The organism is Halosimplex pelagicum (assembly GCF_013415905.1).
Taxonomy (GTDB): domain Archaea; phylum Halobacteriota; class Halobacteria; order Halobacteriales; family Haloarculaceae; genus Halosimplex; species Halosimplex pelagicum.
Genome location: NZ_CP058909.1, coordinates 1,327,909 through 1,349,765 on the forward strand (window position 1 = coordinate 1,327,909; position 21,857 = coordinate 1,349,765).

Sequence of the window (21,857 nt, forward strand, 5' to 3'; positions counted from 1 at the left end):
AAACCAACTACCGGACCGTGACGCACAAATGGATCCGGCCGCTGTCCGGCGAAAATGCCGACTCGCGATGAGGGACTGACGGCCGACCGAACGTACGTCGAGATTCGGCCGACGACGACCGCGATCACGCCGGCGCACGTCACGACCGCCGTTCGTGCGCTCCACGGAACAGCCGACGACCCACCGACTATCGAGATGCTGCTGCTCACGAGCGGTGATGAGGACGGCGTCTCCTATTACTTCGGTGCGGACAGCATCGAGACCGATCGCCTCCGTGCCAAGTTGCGCCGCGCGCTCCCGACCGGCTACGAACTGACCACGACGACGACCTCCTTGGCCACAGCACTAACGACCGACCCCACCGACGCACCTGTCGCCGACCCCACCGAACACGACGCCGAACAAGCCATACCACTGGCCGACCGCTCGGTCGCTGGCCTCGAAATCCAGGCCGCCGAGCAACGAGCGGGCGACTGGCAGACCCGCCTCAGAACAGTCGCGGAACTCACCGAAGACGACCGGACGAACTGGCCGCTGACGACCGTTGTCGACGCCCTCGCCGACGCCGAGGTGCCGACCGTCTACCAGGCGTTGCTCGAACCGAAGGCCGACTGGCAGACCGAGGCCCACGCGACCATCGACGAGTATCACTACCCCCAGCGCGGGCTCGGGGATGTGATTCTCGAGGCGCTCGTGCCCGGGATGGAGTCAGAGTTCGAGCGCCTGTCGAGCGACGAAGTCGCTGCCGAATACCGCTCGCGCATCGAGAGCATCGAGGCGGCCGACGCCCGCGCGTCCTTCCGAGTCAACACGCGGGTGGTCGCCTTCGGGGCAGACTCGGCGTCCACCGAGGCGCCGCTGGCTGATATCGACGGCGCGTTCGCCGAGGTGGGCCAGAATCACTACCAACTGACGACCACACGCTATGCCCACGGCAGCGACGGTGCTGCGTCGCTCGCCGACGACCTCGCCACGCGGACGATGCGGTCCGTCGCACTGAGTCGCCGCCTCGAACGCCGCCTGAACGTCTCGATCCCGTTGTCCACGAACATCCACCCGCGGATCGTCGCCGACCCGACGACGGTCGGGCAGTTCTGTCTCGTCGGCGGCGCGAACCTCCCAGAACGGGCAACCCAAGCCATGGAGACACGAACTGGCGAGCGAACCGCCATTCCGCTACCGCCCGACAGCACGCTCGACACTTACCGAACCGACGGATACACGCTCGGCATCCCCCAGACCAGCGATCGCGCGGATGCCTCGGAGCCGATTGCCGTCCCGCCCGATCTCCAACACCGCCACCAGTTCATCGCCGGTGGCACGGGGTCGGGTAAGAGCGTGCTCGGGACGAACGGGTTGCTCGCCAATCACGCGGCGACGGAGGGCGCGACCGTCATCATCGAGTCCAAGGACGGCCAGATGGCCGACGACTACGAGCGGGCTCACTACGCCGAGTACGGCTCCCTCGAATCGGTCTATCGCTTCGACGCGGCCAGGCAGGTACCCGCGACGCCGTTTTTCGACGTGACTCGCCAGCAGGCCTCTGGCATCGCTCGCTCGCAAGCCGTCGAGGACGTGGCCGACCACTTCGAGGAACTCTTGCGGGCGATCATGGGCACCGAGCAGTTCGACCAGGCGTTCACTTCCTCGACGGTCATCGAGGCGATCGTCAAGGCGATGTTCGACCCCGTTCACGGCAACGATCAGTTCACGCTGGACGAGCTCCAACAGCGGATCAGCCGCTTCGCCGAGACCGGTCACGCGCCGCCGGTCGTCGACGAGGGGTTGCGCCGCGAACTCCAGCGGATCGCCGACAACAGCGAGGACACGTTTCAGGAGATCGTCGCCGGCGCCGCCCGCCGGATCGGCACGGCCGCCATGGACAGCCGGATCGCCCCGCTGTTCAACTACGCCCCACAGGCCGACGGTGAGCGTCCCGCCGTGCCCATCGACTGGCGAGCCAAACTCGACGAGGATTGTGTCATCATCATCGACACGAGCAAGCTCCACGAGGAGCCCCAGCGCGTCGTGACGCTGGTCGTCCTCTCACAGCTGTGGACGGCACTGCAACGGCGCGACCGCGAGCACCGACAGGGTCACGCGGTCGGTGACCCGCCGCTGGTGTCCGTCCACATCGAAGAGGCTGCGACCGTCGCCGCCTCGGGCATCCTCGCGGATCTCCTCCGCGAGGGGCGCAGTTTCGGCGTCGGCGTCACCCTCTCGTTGCAGTACCCGCGCCAGCTCAAGCGCGTCGACGAAGCGACCTACGAGGAGGCCATCAACAACATCGGCACGGTCGTCACGGGCCGGGTCACCGACGACCCGGCACTGGCCAAGCGCCTGGCGACCGACGACATGCCGCCCGAGGCGGTCGCGACGCGGCTGGGCCGGCTCGGGGCCGGCGAGTGGCTGGTCTCGCTCCCGTCGCCGTTCGGCAATGAGCCGCCGCGGCCGCTCCTCTTGGAGTCGTTGCCGCTCCCGCCGGGCCACCCTGAAGGCGACGATCCGCTTTCGGCTGCCCAGCAGGCGACCTTCGAGGCCGCACAGACCCAGCGCAGCGAGCGTACCCGTCGCCACGGCGTTTCGGTCACGCCGGCGGCTCCAGTGGCGAGTGGTGGAGCCGACAGCGACGACACAGACGACGAGGGGACCGAACCGACGAGAGGGACCGAACACGGCCCTATCGAGACGACACTGCCGTTCACGCGTCGCCTGCCCGCGGGCGTCTCGTATCACGAGCCGTCGGCGTCGCTCGTCTGTGATGCCTGTGAGACGCGCTACGGACGCCGGCTGTCGGAACTCCTCGCGGCCGTCGACTGTCACGGCGACCGCAGCGACATCGACCGGCTGAACGTCCCGCCGCTCCATGTTGGCCTGACCCTCTCGCCCGGCGAGCGCTCGACGCTAGAGTATTCCGACAGCCAGCTCGTCTTCCTCCAGCTCGTCTACAACGCCCACCAGCAACGCTACGACCGCGACTGGGAGTACGACATCGTCCGCGACGGGATGGAGCCGTTGCGGGCCTACGCCGGCCTCTCCGACGACGAGTTCGAACGGGTCGTCCTCGACGGACTGCTCACCGTCGACGGTGACTACCCCCATACCCTCTACACGGTCACCGCCGATGGTCGGGAGGTCATCGGTGCTGCCCATCGCGAGGGGCGTGCCCACGGCGACGGCGTCGGCGACCTCAGCGAATCGAGCTTGCACGTCATGATGGTCGAGTCGATGGCCCGGGCCTTCGAGTCGCGATTCGTCGACGACTCCGACCACGCCGCCGTGACCGTTGAGACGTACTACCCGGTCGACGACGGGCGGCTCGACGTTGCGGTCCTCGACGGCGACGGCGATGTCCTCGTCACGGGCGAAGCCGAGCGGTCGAATCACGACACGCTCCGGGCGGTGCCGGCCGACTACGACAAGATGGCGGCCTGCGATCCCGACCGGGCGTTCTGGATCGTCGAGGGTCGTAGCGAGGGTCACGAGATCATTCGGGCACTCCACAACCCCGGCTCGGGTGACCCACGCGTCGATAGGACTTACAGTGAGTCCTACGCGCTCACGCGGATCGCATTCGACGAACCGGGCTTTACCGACATCTACACCATCGGCTCGTTCCACAACCAGTTCCTCGACACTGCCGGCGAGTGAGGACTCAGTCGAGTGGGTGTAAACCGACTTGCTGTCTCAGTTCACCATCGAAACACACAGCCGGAGCCGCCGATCTCGTTCCACTCGAAGCGGTGGTGTGTTGGGACTGTCCGCTCCAGCGTCGGTCCTCTCTGGGCAGCAACCAGCGCGCAAATGCGATCGGTCGTCTCATTGGTGGGCTATTGGGGTCGAATTCGGCGGAATCATGGGTATCTGCCCACTCAATCGGCAAATTTCGGGTGAATTCGACCGGCAGAACGAGGTACACGGCCGCAATCTCCCGCAATCGGAGTTCTCTGTGGGAATGTACTGTGGTGCTGGTGTCTGTAGTGGCGGCCACCGCAGCCGGACACTGCCGTCTTCTATTGAATCAGGCGTACGCGGGCCATACGACGCGACATTCGAGTCACCAATCGGGGTCCGACCCGCATCTTCGAGCGCCTAATTCGCGGCATATCCCCCGTGTACCGCGGGTAACGCGTCGGGTCTCGAATGGGAGGTCTCGATACTCGATTCAGATCAGCTGTCGTCTGGCTTGCGTCACTGCCTGTCCAGTCGGGTCTGGCGCTGGCTCGCAAGAAATCGGCTCTCTGGCTTTGGCCGTCCAAGCGACTCGTCAATGGTCGAGATGGCCGGCTTTTTCCCGCGAACGATGCTTGTACGCCGGATATCTTGCTTTCAGCCAGCACTCTCGAAACAATCGGCGACCAAGATTGCGAGATTCTGGGGGTTAGAGACTATCTTGACTGGGATATCTCAGAATGCCACCGATCGGTCAGTCCGGTTCTGTCCTGCTCGCTCGCCTCTTCAGTCAGTACACGCTATAAAACACACAATATTGCGGGGCAGCGGGACAATGTACTGACCGCTCTCTGCCTAGTGCCAAGGGACTGGACACGATCTCGCCTGCAAGCGCCCGTGAAATGGAGATGTACTGGGGGTGGCGGTGAATTAGCTTTCCATCCTACCGGCGACACTCCTAGGTGGACTGCTGATCAGTGTCGCCATCTTCGGCAGATCCACAACCCTGATTTCCACTGGAACGAATAAATCGCTCGTCGATCAGAGGGTCGGCTCCCGGGGTCAGGTGGAGCCGAACGGGAGCAACCCTCGCAAGCGTGCCCCGACCGTCCGGATGTCGCTGTGGTCGTCTGGATCGGCGTCGCGTTCCTCGCGAAGGGCAGCCAACTCGTCGGCGAGTCGTTCGTTTTCCGCCTCGAGTCGCTGGACCTGTGACTGGAGATCGGCGATCACCGAGAGGTGGTGGTCCTCGCGAGCCTGGAGTTCCGACAGCTGCTCACGCAACGCGTAGCCCTCGGACGGTTCGTCACTGCCGCTCGTCTGCGTCGCTGTTGGCTGCTCGGACTCCTCGGTCATCGAATCACTGGCCGCCGAGCCATCGTCGGGTGACCCGCCGGTCGGCTGGTAGAACTCGTCGGTCCCCTGGAGGACGCGCTCGATCGTCTTCTCGCCGTAGGTACTCCCGTCGGCGTAGTGTTGTTCGTCCCACTTCTCGCGCATGAGTCCGGAGTCTCTGAACAGCCGGTCGATCTGGTCACGCTCACCGCCCGTCCAGAAGGCCAGCAGCGCACAGAGCGCCATGTCGGCCTCCGAGTGACTTTCGTAGCCGCTCGTCTGCCCGTTCCACAGGCGCGTGAACTTCTCCCCGTTCGCTGCGGCCCGCGCTCGTTCGACGACCTCGGTATCGCTCAACTCGTTGTCCGGTGTGGACCCATTTTGTTCGGCTCCCGCTGACTGGGTGGCAGCAGTCGAGTCTGCCTCCGAGTCTGGCGCTGACTCTGTCGGTTGCGCTTGCTGGTCTGCTGTGGCATCGGCTTCGGACGGTTCGCTGGCGACGTACTCGGCCTGTACCGTCGCGAGTTCGTTCGAGCGGGACTCGACAGTAGTCGGCGTTCCATCGACGTGGTCGCCGGTCACGGTGAAAAAGCGGGCCTCCTCGTACAGCTCGACCCACCCCTTTCGACTCCGGTCGCCCGGCAGCGTGCCGGAACAGATGACGTGAACGCCCGTTCCGGATGGGCTTACCTCCGTGTACGAGGCGAGGCGGTCGACGATGTCAGCGGCGTCGTCGGTCAGCGTCGCTGTTTCCGGGATTCGGCACTCGTCGAGGTCGACGCCCACGAGCGGATCGTCTTCGGTAAACACGAAGCCCATCCCATCGACCGTCTGTGTCTCGAGTGCTTCGTGGGCAGTCTCGAACGATGTCCAGGTCTCGCCGTCGGTCACCGACCCGAATCCGCCCGTGTGGGGATTAATTGGAACCTTTGTTTCCGTCCCGCTCCGCTCCTGTGTCCGCCAGCAGACCCACTGGTCGTAAGTTAACAGTTCGTCTGGTAGCATGTCCGCTGTCACAGATCTCGGTTCGTCCATCGCGGTCGTGCATCCGGACAGGTCACGGATCGACAAGAGTATTCGCTTCCAGTCGTGCGATTTTCGAGCTGAATCTGAATGACCGAGATTCTCCGAAAGTAGTTCGCCCAGTCTGCTCTGTCATCTACCCACGGCTAAAGCCGTGGGCTTGAGCGTGGGACTCCCCTTCTGCCGACAAATTGTCGTAGGCGGTGTAATCGCCGTTCAGGGTCACCGTCCCGCTCTTAAGGGCGAGATGACCGTCGCCCAACCCCGAGGGACGTTTGCTCTCGGGTAAAGATACCAATCGCTTCCCAATGTTCTTGGAAGCGTTGTAGTCGCCGTCCACCTCGTATCCGCATTCGTTGCACTCGAACCAGCCATCCGAATCGCGGTTTGTGCTGGATTGGTGTCCGCATTTCGAGCACGTCTGTGAGGAGAACGCGGGATTCACGCTCTCGACGCGAATCCCGTACTCGGTGGCTTTCCACCGGATCATCTCCTGCAATTCGCGGAATGCCCACTGGTGCATCTGGCGTTTCAGTTGGTCGTCGTAGGCGTCCATCCGTTCGCGGATATGGGTCACGTCTTCGACGGCGATGTGCGAGCAGTCGTAGTTGTGGGCTTCCTCCACGATGCGTCGAGAAATGGTGTGCAGGCGGTCCAAGACGAAGCGGTTTTCTCGCCCCGACAGTCGCGCTAACGCCTGCTTTGCGGAACGAGTGCCTTTGTCTTGGAGGCTCCGACGCACACGGAAGTAGTGGTTCTGCCCCCACAGGAGTTGTCCACCGTCGTAGAACGACCCCGTGCTGGTCACGGCGACGTTCTTGAGATTCAAGTCAACACCGAGAACGCGGCCGCCCTCACGCTCCTCAACTTCCTTCTGAACGACGATGTGGAGGTAGAAGTCGTCTTCCTGTTCGTCGTAGTGGAGCGTCCCCATCCGTTTCTCGTAGTCGTCGTCATCGAGGTAGTCGGCCTGATACTCGCCAATGTCGAAGTCGACCTCGACGCGAGATTCGACGGTCGAAAGGGTTGCACTCCTGTCGTTGATGGTCAGGGTGCGTTTGTCGTAGACGACGGTGGGCTGGTCGAACGTCGGGACGGGACGACTGGTGCCGTCCTTCCAGTCGGCGACCGTAGATTTCATCATCTCGACTGCCTTCGAGTAGGCGCGAACACAGAGATTCGCGGGCAGGTCAGTCACCTCACGGAGGTCGTAGTAGACCTCATCGTGGATGTTGGTCTTCGCGGTAATGAGGTAGCCGTCGTCGGTGCGACCATTCTCGATGCTGTAGTTGACAGCGGTGTTGAACTGCTCGATCGTCTGGTGGAGGTGGTCCCGTCGTTCGTCGGGCACGTCGAGTTTGACCCGAACGGTACGTTGCACCTCCATGACAGAATCACATTGAGATGGGTAGTTTAAATTAGCAACAATTATTTCGGGAGTCGGCCCTGCTGGTCTCGGTGGTTTGTGACAGAGAGTTCACGCGCTTCCTCCCACCCCTAATAGGGGTGGGCTTCCGTGCTGTTCCGCTGTGATTGATATCCTCCTCCGCGTGAACGCGGAGGAATCCCGACCGCGTTTGGGATATTAGGGTTTGCAGTCTACCACTTGGTCCTGCGGTTGGAATCCGCTGGACAAGTCATATAGGTGGACTGCGGGCTGTGCCAACCAGCCGGTACTCCTATCCCCGAACAACTGCCCGGAAGACTCGGAATTACTTTCCTTGTTGATGCTGAGTCGGATGTTCTCCGCTCCGTTCACGTCCGCGTTGAATGCCCCATCGCACTCCTCGCAGACGTACAGGCCACGCTCGACGCGCTGGCTGTCGTCCTCTCTACCGCACATACAACACGTCTTGCTCGTGGCACTCTCGTCCACTTCCATGACTTCGATCCCCTCGACCTTCGTTTGTATTCGAGGATGTTGGTGAAGCGGTCGAATGCCCACCCGTGTAGGTCGAGGTTGCCATGCTTGCCCCAGTTTTTCGAGTCGCCGTTCTCGTCCTCATGGACGCCTTCCAAGTTTCCGACATTGACACGTCCAACACCCTTCTCGATACATCGTTGGACGATGTTTTTGGCGAGACTGTGGAAGAAGTGGGTACGGCGTTCCGACCACTTCGCATGGAGGCGTGTGGCTCGTTCACCACCGCTGTCGTCGCACTTGGCAATTTCCTTCGGGAAGTAGTACCCGTCCTGTTTCAGACGGTTTCCGGGGTACAGGTCGGCGTCTTCGGTACTGTAGGCGACAGCGGCGAAGTTGCTGATGCCGAGATCGATGCCCGCCGTCTCGTTGCCGGGAGCGGTGGGTGTCTTGATTTCGTCTTTGCAGACGAGGTGCAGTTCCCATCGTCCCTTCGCGTTGTCGTAGACGGCGCGCACCTGTTGCAGATTCTCGACGGTGACGCCGGGGCGCGTCTCGTACTTGACGAGGATGTACTCCCACGATCGGGGGTGTTCCTTGTGGTTCGCGCCCTTCGAGAGTCGCACACGGTTGTTCTTGGTGTCGTGGCGGATGCCGTTCTGCTTCCACGTCACCGTGGTTCGCGGGTGTTCTTCGTGGACGCGATTGCCGTCGTTGTCGTAGTAGTTGCGTTTGCGGTAACCGGGCGGATTCGCCCTGTCGTCGGACTTCCGTTTACCGTACCACGAGTTGAAGGCTTCAGCGAGTTCCTCCAGAACGCGCTGACTGGACTGCGAATGCAGCCCCTTGTACTTTGGATGGGTCTTCAACTCGTCTTTCAACGCCTCGTGGTTGGGAATCTCGCCCGTCTCCTCCCAGACTTCTCGGGAGTGGTAGTTGGCGACGTTCCAGAGCTTGCTGGCGCTCCACCCGTGGCGGTTGAGCATCTCAGCTACTTGGGAGTGGTTGCGGATTTTCACTTGATGGGTGCGGTGGACTTCCAACATTCTGAACGTCTGTATAACTGCTTATACTCGCGTCTCTTGCAAAGAGTGGTGTTTGGTGACGGTGGAATATCCAGCGGTGCTATCGACGGTGGGATGTGGAATGGGTTGTCGGATTCATCCCGGTCTCAAGGCGCAGGTATTCTCCTTGCTCTTTATAACAGGGATGTTCAGATCGGTTGGCCCTCACTGGGGTGTTTCGGTCGTTTCGTCAGTCCGACCGGACTCACCGGCGTATGTCACCGGCAGTTCGTACCGCTCGCCGTTGAGGCGCAGGTCGGCGTAGTAGGTGTCGAGTTTCGAGGGGCCGTAGAAGGGGTCGCCGCGACCCACCCCGACGGCGTGGACCGTTGCGTCGCCGTAAACCTCCAAGAGGTCGAACCCGATCGGGACGAACTCGTAGGTGTCCTGGGAGAATCGCTTCCAGGGCTGATCGTCGACAGCGCGGAACTCGTCGGTCACAGTCCGGGTGTGCCACGTGCCGGGCTCGCGCTCGGCGTACATCGTCCGGAAGACGAGCGTGAACCCGTCGACGACCGACGGGTCTGGCTCGGGTGTCCCCGTCGAAGTCTCCGTATCGTCGCTCTCGGCTTCGGTTGCCGTGGCCGTCCCCTCCGTCTGGTCAGTCTTCAGGAGAAGCCACGCCTCGTCCGGTCCGACACTTTCCATCTCGTGGTCGGTCCCGACGCCGGTCACGTCCTCGTCCGTCACGAGCCAGTCGTAGACGAACCCATCTTCGACCTGCTCGGGCCCCTCCTCACCGTTATCGTCTGTTTCGCTTTCGGTCGATTCCTCCTCTCTGTCCTCGTCGGCCCCATCGTCGCCGTCGTCATCGTCAGATTCGTACTCGTAGATGTCCCGGACCGTGAGGTCGCGGTCCCGGACGTTCACCACGGAGATTCCGTAGTCGAAGGTGACGGCGTCGCCGGTGTTTGTCCCGTTCTGGTCCCCGTTGTCGTCTTGATTGTCGCCGGTCTGGTCGGTTTCGTCGGTACTGTCACGGCCGTCGCTATCGCCCGGCTCCGGGAGGGACGTGATCCGGATCGCGCTGTCATTCTCCTCGGTTTCCGTTCCCTCGTTCTGGTCGCTATTGTCGTCATTATCCTCCCCGTCTGCGTCGTCCGACCCGGGCGGGTCTTCGACCGCCTCGATACGGACGGTCTCGCTAAACCCTCGGAACTCGTTATCGTCGCCGACACCGATGGTCGCCGCACGACCCCCGTTCGCGAGGAGGACTCTCGCCCCGAACGCCGGCACAATCTCCTGCCGGCCGTTCCACAGTACTCCGCCACTGACGAGCGCCGCGCCTGCCCCTTTCAGTACCGTTCGTCGTGTCGGTCGCATGGCTCGGGGGTAGGGGTTCGGGAGGTATTGTTATCACCTAGGTATCAAATTCGTCGGTTGAGTAAGTTCGCGACAGCGATCGATAAGCGGCGTCGACGGAGAGTAAGCCGAGAAAACGACCGTGCCGGCGTCATGGAGACGGGATCGAACGGTCCAATTACCGGGTCGGAAACCGGTCAGGCTCGGTCCTCGGTCGCCCGAACATCTTCGGACGTAGATCGGTCCCCGGAGGTGCCGCCTGGTACCGGCAGTCGGCTGCCAATCCACTGCTTGTACCTGATGCATAGGATGTTGACGACGGTCGTGGCATAGAGCGCGCTCAAGAAGTACCATGGCTTCCGCTCAATCTCCGTCGGGATCCCGCTGTTCGGGAGGTATCCGATGTGGGAGGCGTTTCCGAACGCCGATAACACCCCGAGGAACAGCAGCGCATATGCGAGTACCGGATAATCGCGATAGACGAGCCCGACGAACAGACCGAGGAGGGCCCCGAGCTGTAGCGTGTGGATCTCCACGTAGGAGCTGAACAGCTGTGGAAGAATCTCCGGCATGCTCACCACCCCTCCTGGTCGGTCGCGGATCTGAGCCCCGTCGAGGTCGCCCATCGGCACGCTTCGCCGTCCATACGCTATCGAATCCAGTTATCCAACTTAACGCCACCGTCAACACTATCGATACTGAGAATTAGGTTGAAATTCACACTACCTCTCATGTTAGAGTGGTTTAGGAAGGGTTCTCAATATTCACATCTAGTAGTGATACTAGAATGTCGAGAGGATGACCGGAGCTGCAGGGAAGTGATACTGGAATAGCGGAGGAACGGGAGAGGGATCCGAGCGGGAGGTCGACTCACTCGAGCGGCGTGAGCGTGCCGTCCTCGAGGTGGTAGACTTGGGGGAAGCGGTCGACGAGTGAACGGTCGTGGCTGACGACAACTAGGGCCGTCTCGAAGTCCGACCGGAGCGACTGGAGCAGACCCAGCAGCGATTCGGATGCTTCCGGATCGAGATGGCCGGCCGGCTCGTCGGCGAGTACGACTTCGGGCCTGTTCGCCAGCGCGCGTGCGGTCGCGACGCGTTGTTTCTCGCCCCCGGAAAGCGCTGGAGGGTGTCGATTCTCGAGGTCCGCGATGTCCAGCCGTTCGAACAGCTCGTCGAGCCACGCCTCGTCCCGCTGGCCGGTGTGGTCCTGAGGGAGCGCGGCGTTCTCGCGCGCGGTCAAATCGGGGACGAGCTTGAAATCCTGATACACGTAACCGATCACCTCGCGGCGAAGCCGCGCGCGCCCACGCTCCGAGAGGTCGCTCGTTTCATCGCCGGCGACTGTCACCGACCCGCTGTCGGGCGCGGCAAGGAGTCCGAGCACCGAGAACAGTGTGCTCTTGCCCGACCCGCTTGGTCCCTGTACCAGCACTCCTTCGCCCGCGTTGATCGTCAAGGAAACGCCGTCCAGCACGGGCTGCTCCGCTCGCTCGATCGATACGCCCTCCGCTTCTAGCACCGGCGATGTCACGACTGCGTATTGGAGGTCGTCGTGGATAACTCTACGTCACTCTTCCTCTCAAGACTTGGCGCCGCGCGCGACGCGTCGGTCCGTCGAAACGGCCTGTGTACACTACTCGCGTTCGAACGAAATAGACTGGACAACCAGATCTCGGGCCTCACTGTCGCTCGCTAGTGATCACTTCCCTTCCGCTTGCATCGGTTGCCCACAATTGTTCCGGCTTCCAGTAAAGTTAAGTTAGCTCGTTTACATTCTAGACCTGTACGGACGTACTGCGGTATAGCGGATATATTGCCGCTCGGTAATTCCGTGGGTGGTGTTACCGAGCGGGGGTAGGTGGACGATGCGATCGAAGACAGGCTCACAACTCGGCCGTACCGATGACCATCGGTGTTCCAGAGCGGTGCGTTCGGTCGGAGCAAGCGTCTATTCCTCGGTCAGTGTCGGATTCGATCGGGGTGGCCGTCGAGTTCTGAGCGTTCGCGACGCGGGGGTAGGTGATACCGATGTCTGGTGAAAGAATCAAATCGAGAGATCAACGGCAACAGGAACAGACTACCGTTGTCGCGGTGGGTGTAATCGCGACGGAGGGCAACACGGACGCTGCGTTACGGACGATACACCGCGCGCTTGACCGGGGATACGACGTGTTCGTATTACAGCCCGGCGAAACGGAGTACGAAACGGTTCGGCTGGCGAAACAGTTCGATGTCGAGATCGTCCAGGCCCAAGACAGCGGTGACGTACAGCGATACAAGGAAGAGCTGGCCATCGCTGCGTCGGTCAAAGACTACGACGCCGTCATCGTCTCCCCGCCCGACTGTGAGCGGATCGTCTACGACGAGACACTCCCATACGTCGACGGGGATGCGCTCCGGATCGACGCCGTCACCGAACGGGACGTTGAGCTCTCCGGTGAGACCGTGGTCGGGATTCCGGCTTATAATGAGGAAGGGTCGATCGGCGACGTTGTGCGGGAGGCGCGTGAGCACGCCGACTCGGTGCTGGTCGTTGACGACGGCTCGGCCGACGAGACAGCCGTGGAGGCTCGTGCGGCCGGTGGTGTGGTTATCGAGCACGACCGGAATCAGGGCTACGGGCAGGCGCTGAAGACGCTGTTCTCGGAGGCAGCTGAGCGAGACGTTGGTGCGCTGGTAGTGATCGACGCCGACGGACAGCACGACGCTTCCGATATTTCGCGGCTGGCTAATGAACTGGAGTCTGACGACGCGAATCTGGTCATCGGCAGTCGGTTCGCCGGTGACGGAGACACGAACGCGCCCGTGTATCGGCGGTTCGGTCTCTGGGTCGTGAACACCCTGACGAACCTGAGTATGGGCGTCGTCCGACCGCGGTCGCGCGTACAGGATACCCAGAGCGGGTTTCGTGCGTACGACACGGATATGTTGGAGTCGCTGGCGGAGAGCGATGAGATCGGTAATCGAATGAGCGCGAGTACGGATATTCTGTACCACGCTCACGAGAACGATTTTGGAATCGAGGAAGTTGGAACGACAATTGATTACGCAGTGGAAGACGCAAGCTCACACAATCCGGTTTCTCACGGGTTGAATCTAGTGAATAATATCCTGAAGACAGTGGAGCAGCAACGGCCTATCACTGTACTAGGGGTTCCTGGATTTGTGAGTGCTATCGTTGGGATTGGGTTCGGCTATTGGACGTTCTCTAACTTTATCACCAGTGGAACTTTTCCTATCGGATTAGCGCTCATCTCTGTGTTCTTCGCACTTGCCGGCACTTTTTCATGCTTTACCGGAATTATTTTACATGCCCTTAATCAGTATTTTGGATGAAATATTTGGATATCTTTTCGGAGATCGAATTAATCTACAATATCTCTGGTGGACTATTTTTCTAGATGCGATGGTAGCAGCTTGATTTTCACTTCGGACTAATACTGGACATGCCTCTTTGAGGCACATTTTGCTAATAGATGGTTGGAGTATCTCAAGAAGCGATGTTTGACCTATGAGGATGGATAACCACAACGCTCAATAGATTGTCTAACGGAATAATATGTAGTGCCGAAACTCTTCCAAGTGCTACATATCTTAGTTACTATTCTGGTGTTTATAGTCGGTTGTGTAGCTGTCGCATTTGGATTCTCTTTGGATATCAGCTATATCTCATATGGCGGTGTTTCAATCATCGTCTCTGCGGTACTTTATACCATCTACAAGATGGATTCAGTGGTTACCTTTCCTGTTGTAGGTGAACGGGAGAAACGCGCGACTGACATTTTGATGCTTCTATTAATTAGCGTTCTTGCTTGGATTTCTCAGTCGTCGCCTGGTGTTCCTACCGAGTTTTATACGCTCTTTGCCTTCGTCCATCTAATTTTTATTCTTCGAATCCTCTTTGCGCCTTCTAAATTGGTTTTGGGTCAGATCATTCTCTTTGCGGTAACTCTCCAGCAGGCCCTCTGGAATAGCGCGCCAGTTGTTGGTAAGGATCCACGGTTACACGTAGGTTTAACGGAGTTTGTCGCCAACACTGGCCGCATCTTTACTGATCCATCGATCTATTACCGGGATTTTCCCGTTGCTCATGTCCTCGGAGGTCTTCTTGGTTCTCTTCTGGATATACCGCCCCGTCAAGCATTTTTCGTTGCGATATCGATTCCGGCAACGCTTGGCATAGTGGCTGTGGCCGCTACCACTAACCGCTTGGTAACTGAACATTCGATGAGGGCTAGCTTATTTTCAGCGCTATTCCTTGCTACTCTTCCAGATCTTGTCTTGCGTATCTCATATCCGATTGCTCAGACTCTTGAGCTGGCTATGATCGCACCTATTATCCTCATTATTGCATCTCCGAGACGGAAGCGGGGTACTATTATTATCTTTGTTCTTCTTGGTGTATTGACTTTCACTCACAACGTCTCGTTGCTTATTCTAGCTTTCATATTGGGTTCATTGATTCTATTCCACATCCTTTCAAAACATATTCCAAATGATTGGAAGGCGATTGAACCATCGCATGGGCCCCCAATTGTCGCATTTCTAATTACCGTCATCAGTATGGTAGTCTATTGGGATCTTATCGGATACCTTCGGTTCCAAGTAATGCGCGCACTTTGGACTCTTTTTGGCATGCGGGGGGCGTCAGAAGAAACTGCATCAGCTTCCTTTGGAGGAGCCCTATTTTCCCTCCAAGATCCTGTGGTCCAGCTGGCCTTCGGATTATTCTTTATCGCAGCCATCGCAGGATTTGCTGGACTCTGGGTGCTCGATCAGTTTCTGGATAACGAGGTAACTGACGTTGCTGGAGTGTGGGCGCCTGCTAGTGTTCTTCTCGTTGGTTTTTTAGGGGTTAGTATCACCGTTGGTGGAATTGGAAGAGCGACAAGGCTGACCGCCGCTATCATGTTAGTGTTCGCTCCTATCGCAGGAATTACACTGAGCCAGTTAGGGCGACGGCGAATTGGTGCGGGGGCAGTATGTTTACTTCTTATTTCTCCAACAGCATTGGCAGTCTACGCTGCCGAGAATAACGATAGAAATCGGCTTACCCCACCAACAAATCGCGCTGTGGACGATTATCCAAATCACTTATCATCGAGCGAATTATCGGCCTTAAAGTTCGCAATCGATGATGGATCCAAACTTCGAGCAGTTGGATATACCGCTGGATACATAAGTTCTTCCTCATTAACGGAACATAGAAAGATTATCTCCGAAACAGCAAATCAAGATAATCTAAATATGTCTTGGTTGAGTGACTGCGGCGGATTAACGCTCTATAGAGCTAATCACAAACACTTTTTAGGAGTGGAAAAACCGCCATCAGTTAATGTAATCTATGATTCAGGTGGCGGACTTTTACTCCGGTGTCCAAAAATATCTGGTTAGAAATCAACTCTGCATTCTCGAATTCGAACTGTGGATAAATAGGTTGAATTCGTCACTGTATCCTAGTGCTGTAAGCCTATCATCGATGTTTTCTGAAACGTCGTTATGTAGGTCAATGTTTACATCACCTGTCTCTTCATTGGTCGCATCTGTCTCAGCTCACGGGATAAATTCAGCGCAGGATGAGGGAGCGGTGTTAAGTTAAGTATGAGGCGGTTAGAGATCCGAATGGTCTATGCCCGAATCCAACTGCCTCAGCGAGTCTACTGGATGGATTGACTAGGATTTTGTGGAGCGAGAACGGACACCCCGCCCGGTCGTTGAAAAGGGTATTCGTCACCACCTTGCAGAATTATCACTTTCGATACAGTTGTTCTTCTCAAAAATTTGGGTGTCGAACGCAGTCGGACAGCGGTTCACAATTGGATCCAGAAGGTCGATCTGCAGCCAGCTGCTGGTGAAAACCCGGATCGCGTTGCGGTCGATCAGAAGGCGATCCGGATCAACAACGAGCAGTACTGGCTGTACGCCGCGGTCGATCCGGAAACGAACTGAATCCTCCATACACGGCTATTTCCGACGTATACGATCGCGATCGCTCGAGAGTTTCTCACCGAACTTACCGAGAAACATGCCGCCGAAGGCGCCATGTTTCCCGTCAATGACGCCGACGACCTGATCGGCGGACTCCGCAAAGAAGGTCTCAGCTACCGCGTCAACGACACGGCCATCGAAATGCGGTTGAACGTATCTTTTGTGAGGTAGAACGATAAACATCTTCGTTTTCAAACTGTTTCAGTCATGTCGAACCGCCGACCGCCGAAACATGGCTCCAAGCTCACGCCGTCTGGTGGAATCATACCTAACTTAATACAACCGGTCGTCGTCAATTACTTCGTGAAGGGGACGGTTGGCGCCAACCGCGAAAGCTCACAGAAGATACCTTTTTAGAATCGGCTTGATTTCTATCAACTATGTCTCGGTCTATTGCATCATCTATCTTCGCAATATTTAGCCGAAAACTCATCGCGATTTTGCTCAGTGTCGTGTTTACTCCGATTATAGTCCGCCTTCTGGGAACGGGGCCGTACGGGCGGTATGCGACCGTAATCTCCATTTTTGGTCTCACAACGGCGCTCCTGAACTCTGGAACAAATGATAGTATTCGGAAGTATCTCGCAGAAGACCGGAGCACTGAGTGGAAAAGTGCCATCTTTGGCTTTCACGTTCGTGTTGCCGGTATCGTTGCGCTAGTAATTGCAAGTACATTCGCGGTCATAGGAGCGACAGGATTTGCTGACTCACTTCTCGGTTCTGAGTTCGGCCCCTTACTACTGATTCTGTCTGTGTACGTTCTGACCCGTCAATACCAGAATACACTCTTACGATCATTGATGGGGTTGAAATTGGAGAAATATTCCGAACCACTGCAAGTCCTCCAAAGATTGCTGTTCAGTAGCGGAGCCGTGGCGCTGGCATATCTTGGTTGGGGTGTTCCGGGTGTCTTGCTCGCGAGCATCGGGGCAGATATTATTGTCGCCACGATCGCTGGCGCAATTCTATCAAATCATCTTCATTTATCGGCATTGGTTTCGTTTGAGACGCCACTCCCAAAACGGGACATACTCTCGTATGTGGGTGGTACGGCAGTGTTCTTTGCCTGTCTCATGTCTCTCTATCATGTAGATATATTAATGCTTTCATATTGGAAAGATGGCTCTATAGTGGGGGTTTATAAAGGTGCCCTCCAGATCGCCGAAATGCTTTGGTTGGTTCCATCTGCCGTGCAGTTGGCGATGCTTCAATCAACTGCAGAGTATTGGCAACATAATAAAATTGACGTGATTGAGGACCTTTCCTCACAGATCACTCGGCTGGTTTCTCTCCTCACGATTCTCATGGCGATTGGGCTTGCAGTTCTGGCCGATTCGTTCGTCCCGCTGTATCTAGGCGCTGATTTTGAAGCCGCGGTGACACCGCTTCTCTACCTTCTGCCTGGCGTCATCGGCTTTGCAGTCGCACGCCCGATACTTGCAATCAGCCAATCTAAAGGCGATATGCGGCCGATTATCATCGCCACCCTTGGTTCGGCAGTGATAAATTTGATCGCGAATAGTCTCCTAATTCCAGAGTATGGAATGGTCGGCGCCGCAATCGGCACATCACTGGGATATGGGTCCCTGCCTTTATTCCAGACTATCGTTGCTCGATATTTCGGCTATCGCCCATTCACCGGTCTGCCGATCGGACGAATCGCAGTTGTGTCCCTGTTGACTGGTGGCCTTCTGTATGGTGTTGACACCACCGTCCAGAGCGATCTTATTGCTCTTGTCGTCATTCCACCAGTAGGCGGCATTGTTTATATCGGGCTGGCTGTCAAACTTGGAGTAGTTACCGGTCACGATCTCCGACCGGTTGTGGAGAAACTCCCTGACCACTGGGTTACTGCCCTTACAGGAGCCGACGGTGAGATAATCGATACTCAGTGAGAACCGCACTTGAAGGTGGATAGCCAACTAAAAACCACCATGAGCGGGGTGAAGACTCTTCATGAGTGTTACGCGGACTATTTGTGATTTTGACGCTGCTCCCATAACTCTCCGAATTCATAGTCATAGTGCCGAGGAGAAAATGGGCTTGTTCCATTCGCTGGCCCAACGGTCAGCTCGCCGAATACAATCCGATCCCCGTTCAACAGATACAGATCTACTCTGATGAAATCAAACTCCTCTCCAAGTTTTTCAGCAACCTCCATCATCTCATCAAATCGTTCCGGTTCGTCAATTGCTGGCCCTAGAGGCACACGTCCTTTCGTGAACGTTTGTGGAGTCCAGTCTCGATCGAAAAACCGCCGAGTTGGATCAGAGCCTCGATCGAAATCAACGTGGACGTACTCGACTCGGCCATTGAAGACGTAGAACTTGTAATCGAGAGGCGGGTCATATTCAGCATCACGAAGCCGCTCTTCTACCATGATCCGTGGTTCGATTTCTTGGTACCAATACTGCTCGCTCACAGCACCAAACTCTTCGGATAGCCAGCGGCGGCAGTCGTCCTTGATTGCATCCCTGTCTGGCGACTCATCCTCGTCAACAATTGCCACCGCACCCGCTAAGTGAGTCGGTTTCACAACATATTCGTCCGGTAATGAATCGAAGGGGATCGTGTTTGGGTCCTCCGTGACATGATAGAGATTTGGAAGAATGGATTCACCAACCCGATCAGCAATGTATTCCCGCGACTCGTATTTGCATTCAACAGTTGAGAAGAGGTCGTTTTTCGAGTACAGTTGCCGATATAGTATCTTTTCGTTGAAGGTTCGAAGGTTCTGGATATCAGGCCAGTACCCCAAAGCGAGATACGAGAGTGCCTTCAAATGGAACTCATTCCCGAACACGTATTTAAAATAGGGAGTTATGATCCTGTTCCGTAGAAGTAAAACACGAATAACCTGAAAGATGATCCGTCTGAGTAACTCTCCGATCCCTCTCTGGCGAATTATTCGAACACCTCGTTGGAGAATATTCATGATAACACAATCACTCAATAATCAACAAGTACCTTTCGGTGGTGTTTCTCATCGTGTTTAGTTAAGCGTGAAAAGTGAGGCAGGCGAATTTCTTGCTGGTCTATGGCAGAAATCGCCCGCCTCAGCGGTCATAGAGACTGGATTGATTTGGATTTTGTGGAGCGCGAGCGGACACCCGAGCCGGCGATGGCCCAGGGTATTCAATCGCACGTTGCGGGGCTGTCGCTGTCGAATACCACCGAATTACTTGCGGACCTGGGTGTCGAGCGAAGTCGCAAAGCGATCCACGATTGGGTCCAGAAAGCCGATCTACAGCCCGAACCCGGTCGATCCCCGAATCAGATCGCGCTCGACGAAACAGTGATTCGGATCAACGACCAGCAATTCTGGCTGTACGCCGCCGCTGACCCCGAAACGAACGACTTGCTTCACGTCTAGCTCTTTTCCACGACCACGACAGCACTCACCGAGATCTTCCTCCGTGAACTGCGACAAAAGCACGATGTCGAAAACGCCGTCTTTCTCGTCGATGGCGCTCAACATGTCGAACGAATTTTTCGGGAGCTCAAGCGCCGAACGTCGTCGTTCTCAAATTGTTTCAGCCACGTTGAACCGGAAACAGCAGAATCTTGGCTTTTAGCCTTCGCTCGATGGCATAATGCCACTAACTAAACACCGCCTCGCGACCACCTGTGGGTGGAAAGTTCTGCGTGTCGGCGTTTACACCAGAGAACATCTCTCCACGTTTTCCCACTATCTGGAGTCTCCCACCGCTCAATCTGGCCACACTGTCGGTTGCCTGTTGAGCGGTCAATGATGCTGAGCGGACTCCCAACGACCGTCCCGAACCAGTGAGGACTTGTCGACCCATCGGTATCGGACGTCTAACTATCCATCTTGATGCGAGACTTGTTGTCTGTCTCTTGGTTATTGACGGTGGGCATTGTGTCCGTCTGATCCACTTGCTCAACCACGACTTTATGAACTCCCAGAACGGCGATCTGAGGGCTATATTGCCTACTTTGATCATCTCCGAATCAGAGGTAGATGAGACCAAGCTGGTGATTCAGGCCTCGGATGAGGGGCCGTTCTACTCATTGTTCCACACTCGCAAGTACCGATACTCTGGCCCCCGACACGCTACACAAGTGTGAGCCGTAAATCCGGTAGTTTCAACAAAGAATCCTTCATCGGTTAAACTGATGAGGTTTATTGGATATTATCCCGGTGTCGACTTTGGAGACCCCTCCCAGTTCGGTCGAGTTATCCATACTCAAAACTTCATACAGAATTATCATTCAGCCATCGATCCTAATTCGCTTTTCATTGTCGGGCGTGAAAATGATTTTGACCATGAAAGTGTTCAAGAACTCGGGTTCGGCGATTCGATAATCTCGAAACTGATCCGTGATTTGATCGGGATCTCACTCTTACTTAAAATCGTATTGACTTCAGATGATAGAATTGTTGTTTACAGCCGTGATTCTCCGTACTTGTCGAAGCTCCTGATCGGGTTGCATCCGCGTGTTTGTTTGGTGCTTGAAGTAAACGGTCTCGCGAACACGGAGGGAGGTCAAAGTACAATGTCGGCTAAACTTTACCAGTGGATTCGGGAGAAAAGCAGGAATAGATCCGCCTTGCTAATCTGCGTATCTGAAGGAATAAAGGAAGAACTTCAGACCCGAGACAACAAAAAACACATCGCTGTTGTCGAAAACGGCGTTGATACGGAACTCTTCTCGCCCGATAGTGAGCAGAAAGCGAACGACGGAGAACAGGCAGTCTGTTATGTAGGCAGTTTACAGCCATGGCAGGGGGTAGAGGAGATGCTGGAAGTTCTCTCACTGGTTGATAGAGAGCTACGCTTTTATGTCGTTGGGGGGACAATATCGAGGCAAAAAGAATTACAAGAAAATGCAAAAAGCTTGGGCATTGAGGGACAAGTCGAATTTGTAGGTCGAGTAAGCCACTCGATGGTGCCGTCATATATCAACAAAGCTGATGTTTGTTTCGGTCCGTTTAATGCTTCCAGACAGGCGTCTCCAATGAAAATCTATGAATATCTCGCCTGTGGGAAATCGGTTATTTTGGTTAATGATTCTGGTCTGGAGTACGTAGAAGACTATCCCGGTGTGCATCGGTTTTCATCCGATATGTCTGATCAAGAACTCGCTGCCCACCTGAACGAGTTACTTTCGGGCAATTCGTCTAATATTGAGGGACGTGAATATATAGAGAAGAATCGATCGTGGAGTAGTGTAGTGAGCCGAATACGAGAGCTAATTGACCAATCCTGTTAGCTAATGGAAAATCCATCCCTATTCGGGCCGCCGAGTTGTCGTGCCTGATTGCGTATGTAGTTCTTTGCTCCGTCTGTTTGTCTCACTTGGCTGTGGGCTGGCTTGGTGTAGGCGGTCCCGTCTGCAGTTCCGAACTGAATTGCAGATTAATGTCGAAACGAAGGACTAGAACCATGTCCGCTGGGGAGTCGATTGGCCCAATCGGACCTCTGTTACGGTATTAAAAGCGTCTGTCTCGGCGGTGAATCCGATGTAACGGGACGATGGGACTTTCCCGAAATCCATTCCGCTTCAATGAAGCCGCTGCCAGAAGTCCGTCGGCGGTTGAGAGGGGAGCGGTCGCGTTCGGTCGCACTGCTTCGTTGTCGGACACGA

General features: G+C 56.7%; 11 protein-coding genes and 3 pseudogenes. 7 read left to right on the forward strand and 7 right to left on the reverse strand.

The features are described from left to right. Positions 1-54: 54 nt before the first annotated feature. A complete protein-coding gene (locus HZS54_RS06690) occupies positions 55-3,651 on the forward strand; it encodes an ATP-binding protein (RefSeq protein WP_179921221.1) in 3,597 nt (1,198 codons plus the stop codon). A gap of 1,083 nt (positions 3,652-4,734) precedes the next feature. Here HZS54_RS06690 and HZS54_RS06695 read toward each other — a convergent pair. The 6 genes and pseudogenes from HZS54_RS06695 to HZS54_RS06720 form a co-directional block, all read right to left on the reverse strand. Continuing rightward, a complete protein-coding gene (locus tag HZS54_RS06695) occupies positions 4,735-5,898 on the reverse strand; it encodes a phage NrS-1 polymerase family protein (RefSeq protein ID WP_246391815.1) in 1,164 nt (387 codons plus the stop codon). Positions 5,899-6,166: 268 nt separating this feature from the next. Then, positions 6,167-7,381: an RNA-guided endonuclease InsQ/TnpB family protein gene (locus tag HZS54_RS06700; RefSeq protein WP_218927127.1), complete on the reverse strand. Its 1,215-nt coding sequence runs from the start codon at positions 7,379-7,381 to the stop codon at positions 6,167-6,169. A gap of 234 nt (positions 7,382-7,615) precedes the next feature. Continuing rightward, positions 7,616-8,937, reverse strand: a pseudogene (locus HZS54_RS06705) (RNA-guided endonuclease InsQ/TnpB family protein). Between the two features lie 183 nt (positions 8,938-9,120). Next, on the reverse strand, positions 9,121-10,278 hold the full coding sequence (locus tag HZS54_RS06710; protein WP_179921227.1) for a hypothetical protein: 1,158 nt from the start codon (positions 10,276-10,278) through the stop codon (positions 9,121-9,123). Between the two features lie 176 nt (positions 10,279-10,454). Further along, positions 10,455-10,883, reverse strand: coding sequence for a hypothetical protein (locus tag HZS54_RS06715; protein WP_179921229.1), 429 nt, complete (start codon positions 10,881-10,883; stop codon positions 10,455-10,457). A 244-nt stretch (positions 10,884-11,127) separates the two neighbouring features. Beyond that, positions 11,128-11,790 carry an ABC transporter ATP-binding protein gene (locus HZS54_RS06720; RefSeq protein WP_179921231.1) on the reverse strand — a complete coding sequence of 221 codons (663 nt, stop codon included), beginning with the start codon at positions 11,788-11,790 and terminating at the stop codon, positions 11,128-11,130. Between the two features lie 497 nt (positions 11,791-12,287). Between HZS54_RS06720 and HZS54_RS06725 the strand changes: the two genes are divergently transcribed. From HZS54_RS06725 to HZS54_RS06740, 4 genes and pseudogenes are all read left to right on the forward strand, one after another. Then, the gene (locus HZS54_RS06725; protein ID WP_179921233.1) at positions 12,288-13,595 is read left to right on the forward strand and encodes a glycosyltransferase family 2 protein; all 1,308 of its coding nucleotides are present in this window, start codon (positions 12,288-12,290) and stop codon (positions 13,593-13,595) included. Between the two features lie 228 nt (positions 13,596-13,823). Next, positions 13,824-15,653, forward strand: a complete 1,830-nt coding sequence (locus HZS54_RS06730) for a hypothetical protein (RefSeq protein WP_179921235.1) — start codon at positions 13,824-13,826, stop codon at positions 15,651-15,653. Between the two features lie 289 nt (positions 15,654-15,942). Next, positions 15,943-16,519: pseudogene (locus HZS54_RS06735) on the forward strand (IS6 family transposase). Positions 16,520-16,627: 108 nt separating this feature from the next. After that, a complete protein-coding gene (locus tag HZS54_RS06740) occupies positions 16,628-18,142 on the forward strand; it encodes an oligosaccharide flippase family protein (protein WP_179921237.1) in 1,515 nt (504 codons plus the stop codon). Between the two features lie 77 nt (positions 18,143-18,219). Here the strand turns inward: HZS54_RS06740 and HZS54_RS06745 are convergent, their stop codons facing one another. Then, entirely contained in the window at positions 18,220-19,182 is a 963-nt protein-coding gene (locus HZS54_RS06745; RefSeq protein ID WP_179921239.1) for an ATP-grasp fold amidoligase family protein, read from the reverse strand. Positions 19,183-19,284: 102 nt separating this feature from the next. Here HZS54_RS06745 and HZS54_RS06750 point away from each other — a divergent pair. Both HZS54_RS06750 and HZS54_RS06755 read left to right on the forward strand, forming a co-directional pair. Further along, positions 19,285-19,854, forward strand: a pseudogene (locus HZS54_RS06750) (IS6 family transposase). 530 nt (positions 19,855-20,384) lie between these two features. Beyond that, positions 20,385-21,482 carry a glycosyltransferase family 4 protein gene (locus HZS54_RS06755; RefSeq protein WP_179921241.1) on the forward strand — a complete coding sequence of 366 codons (1,098 nt, stop codon included), beginning with the start codon at positions 20,385-20,387 and terminating at the stop codon, positions 21,480-21,482. Positions 21,483-21,857: the final 375 nt, after the last annotated feature.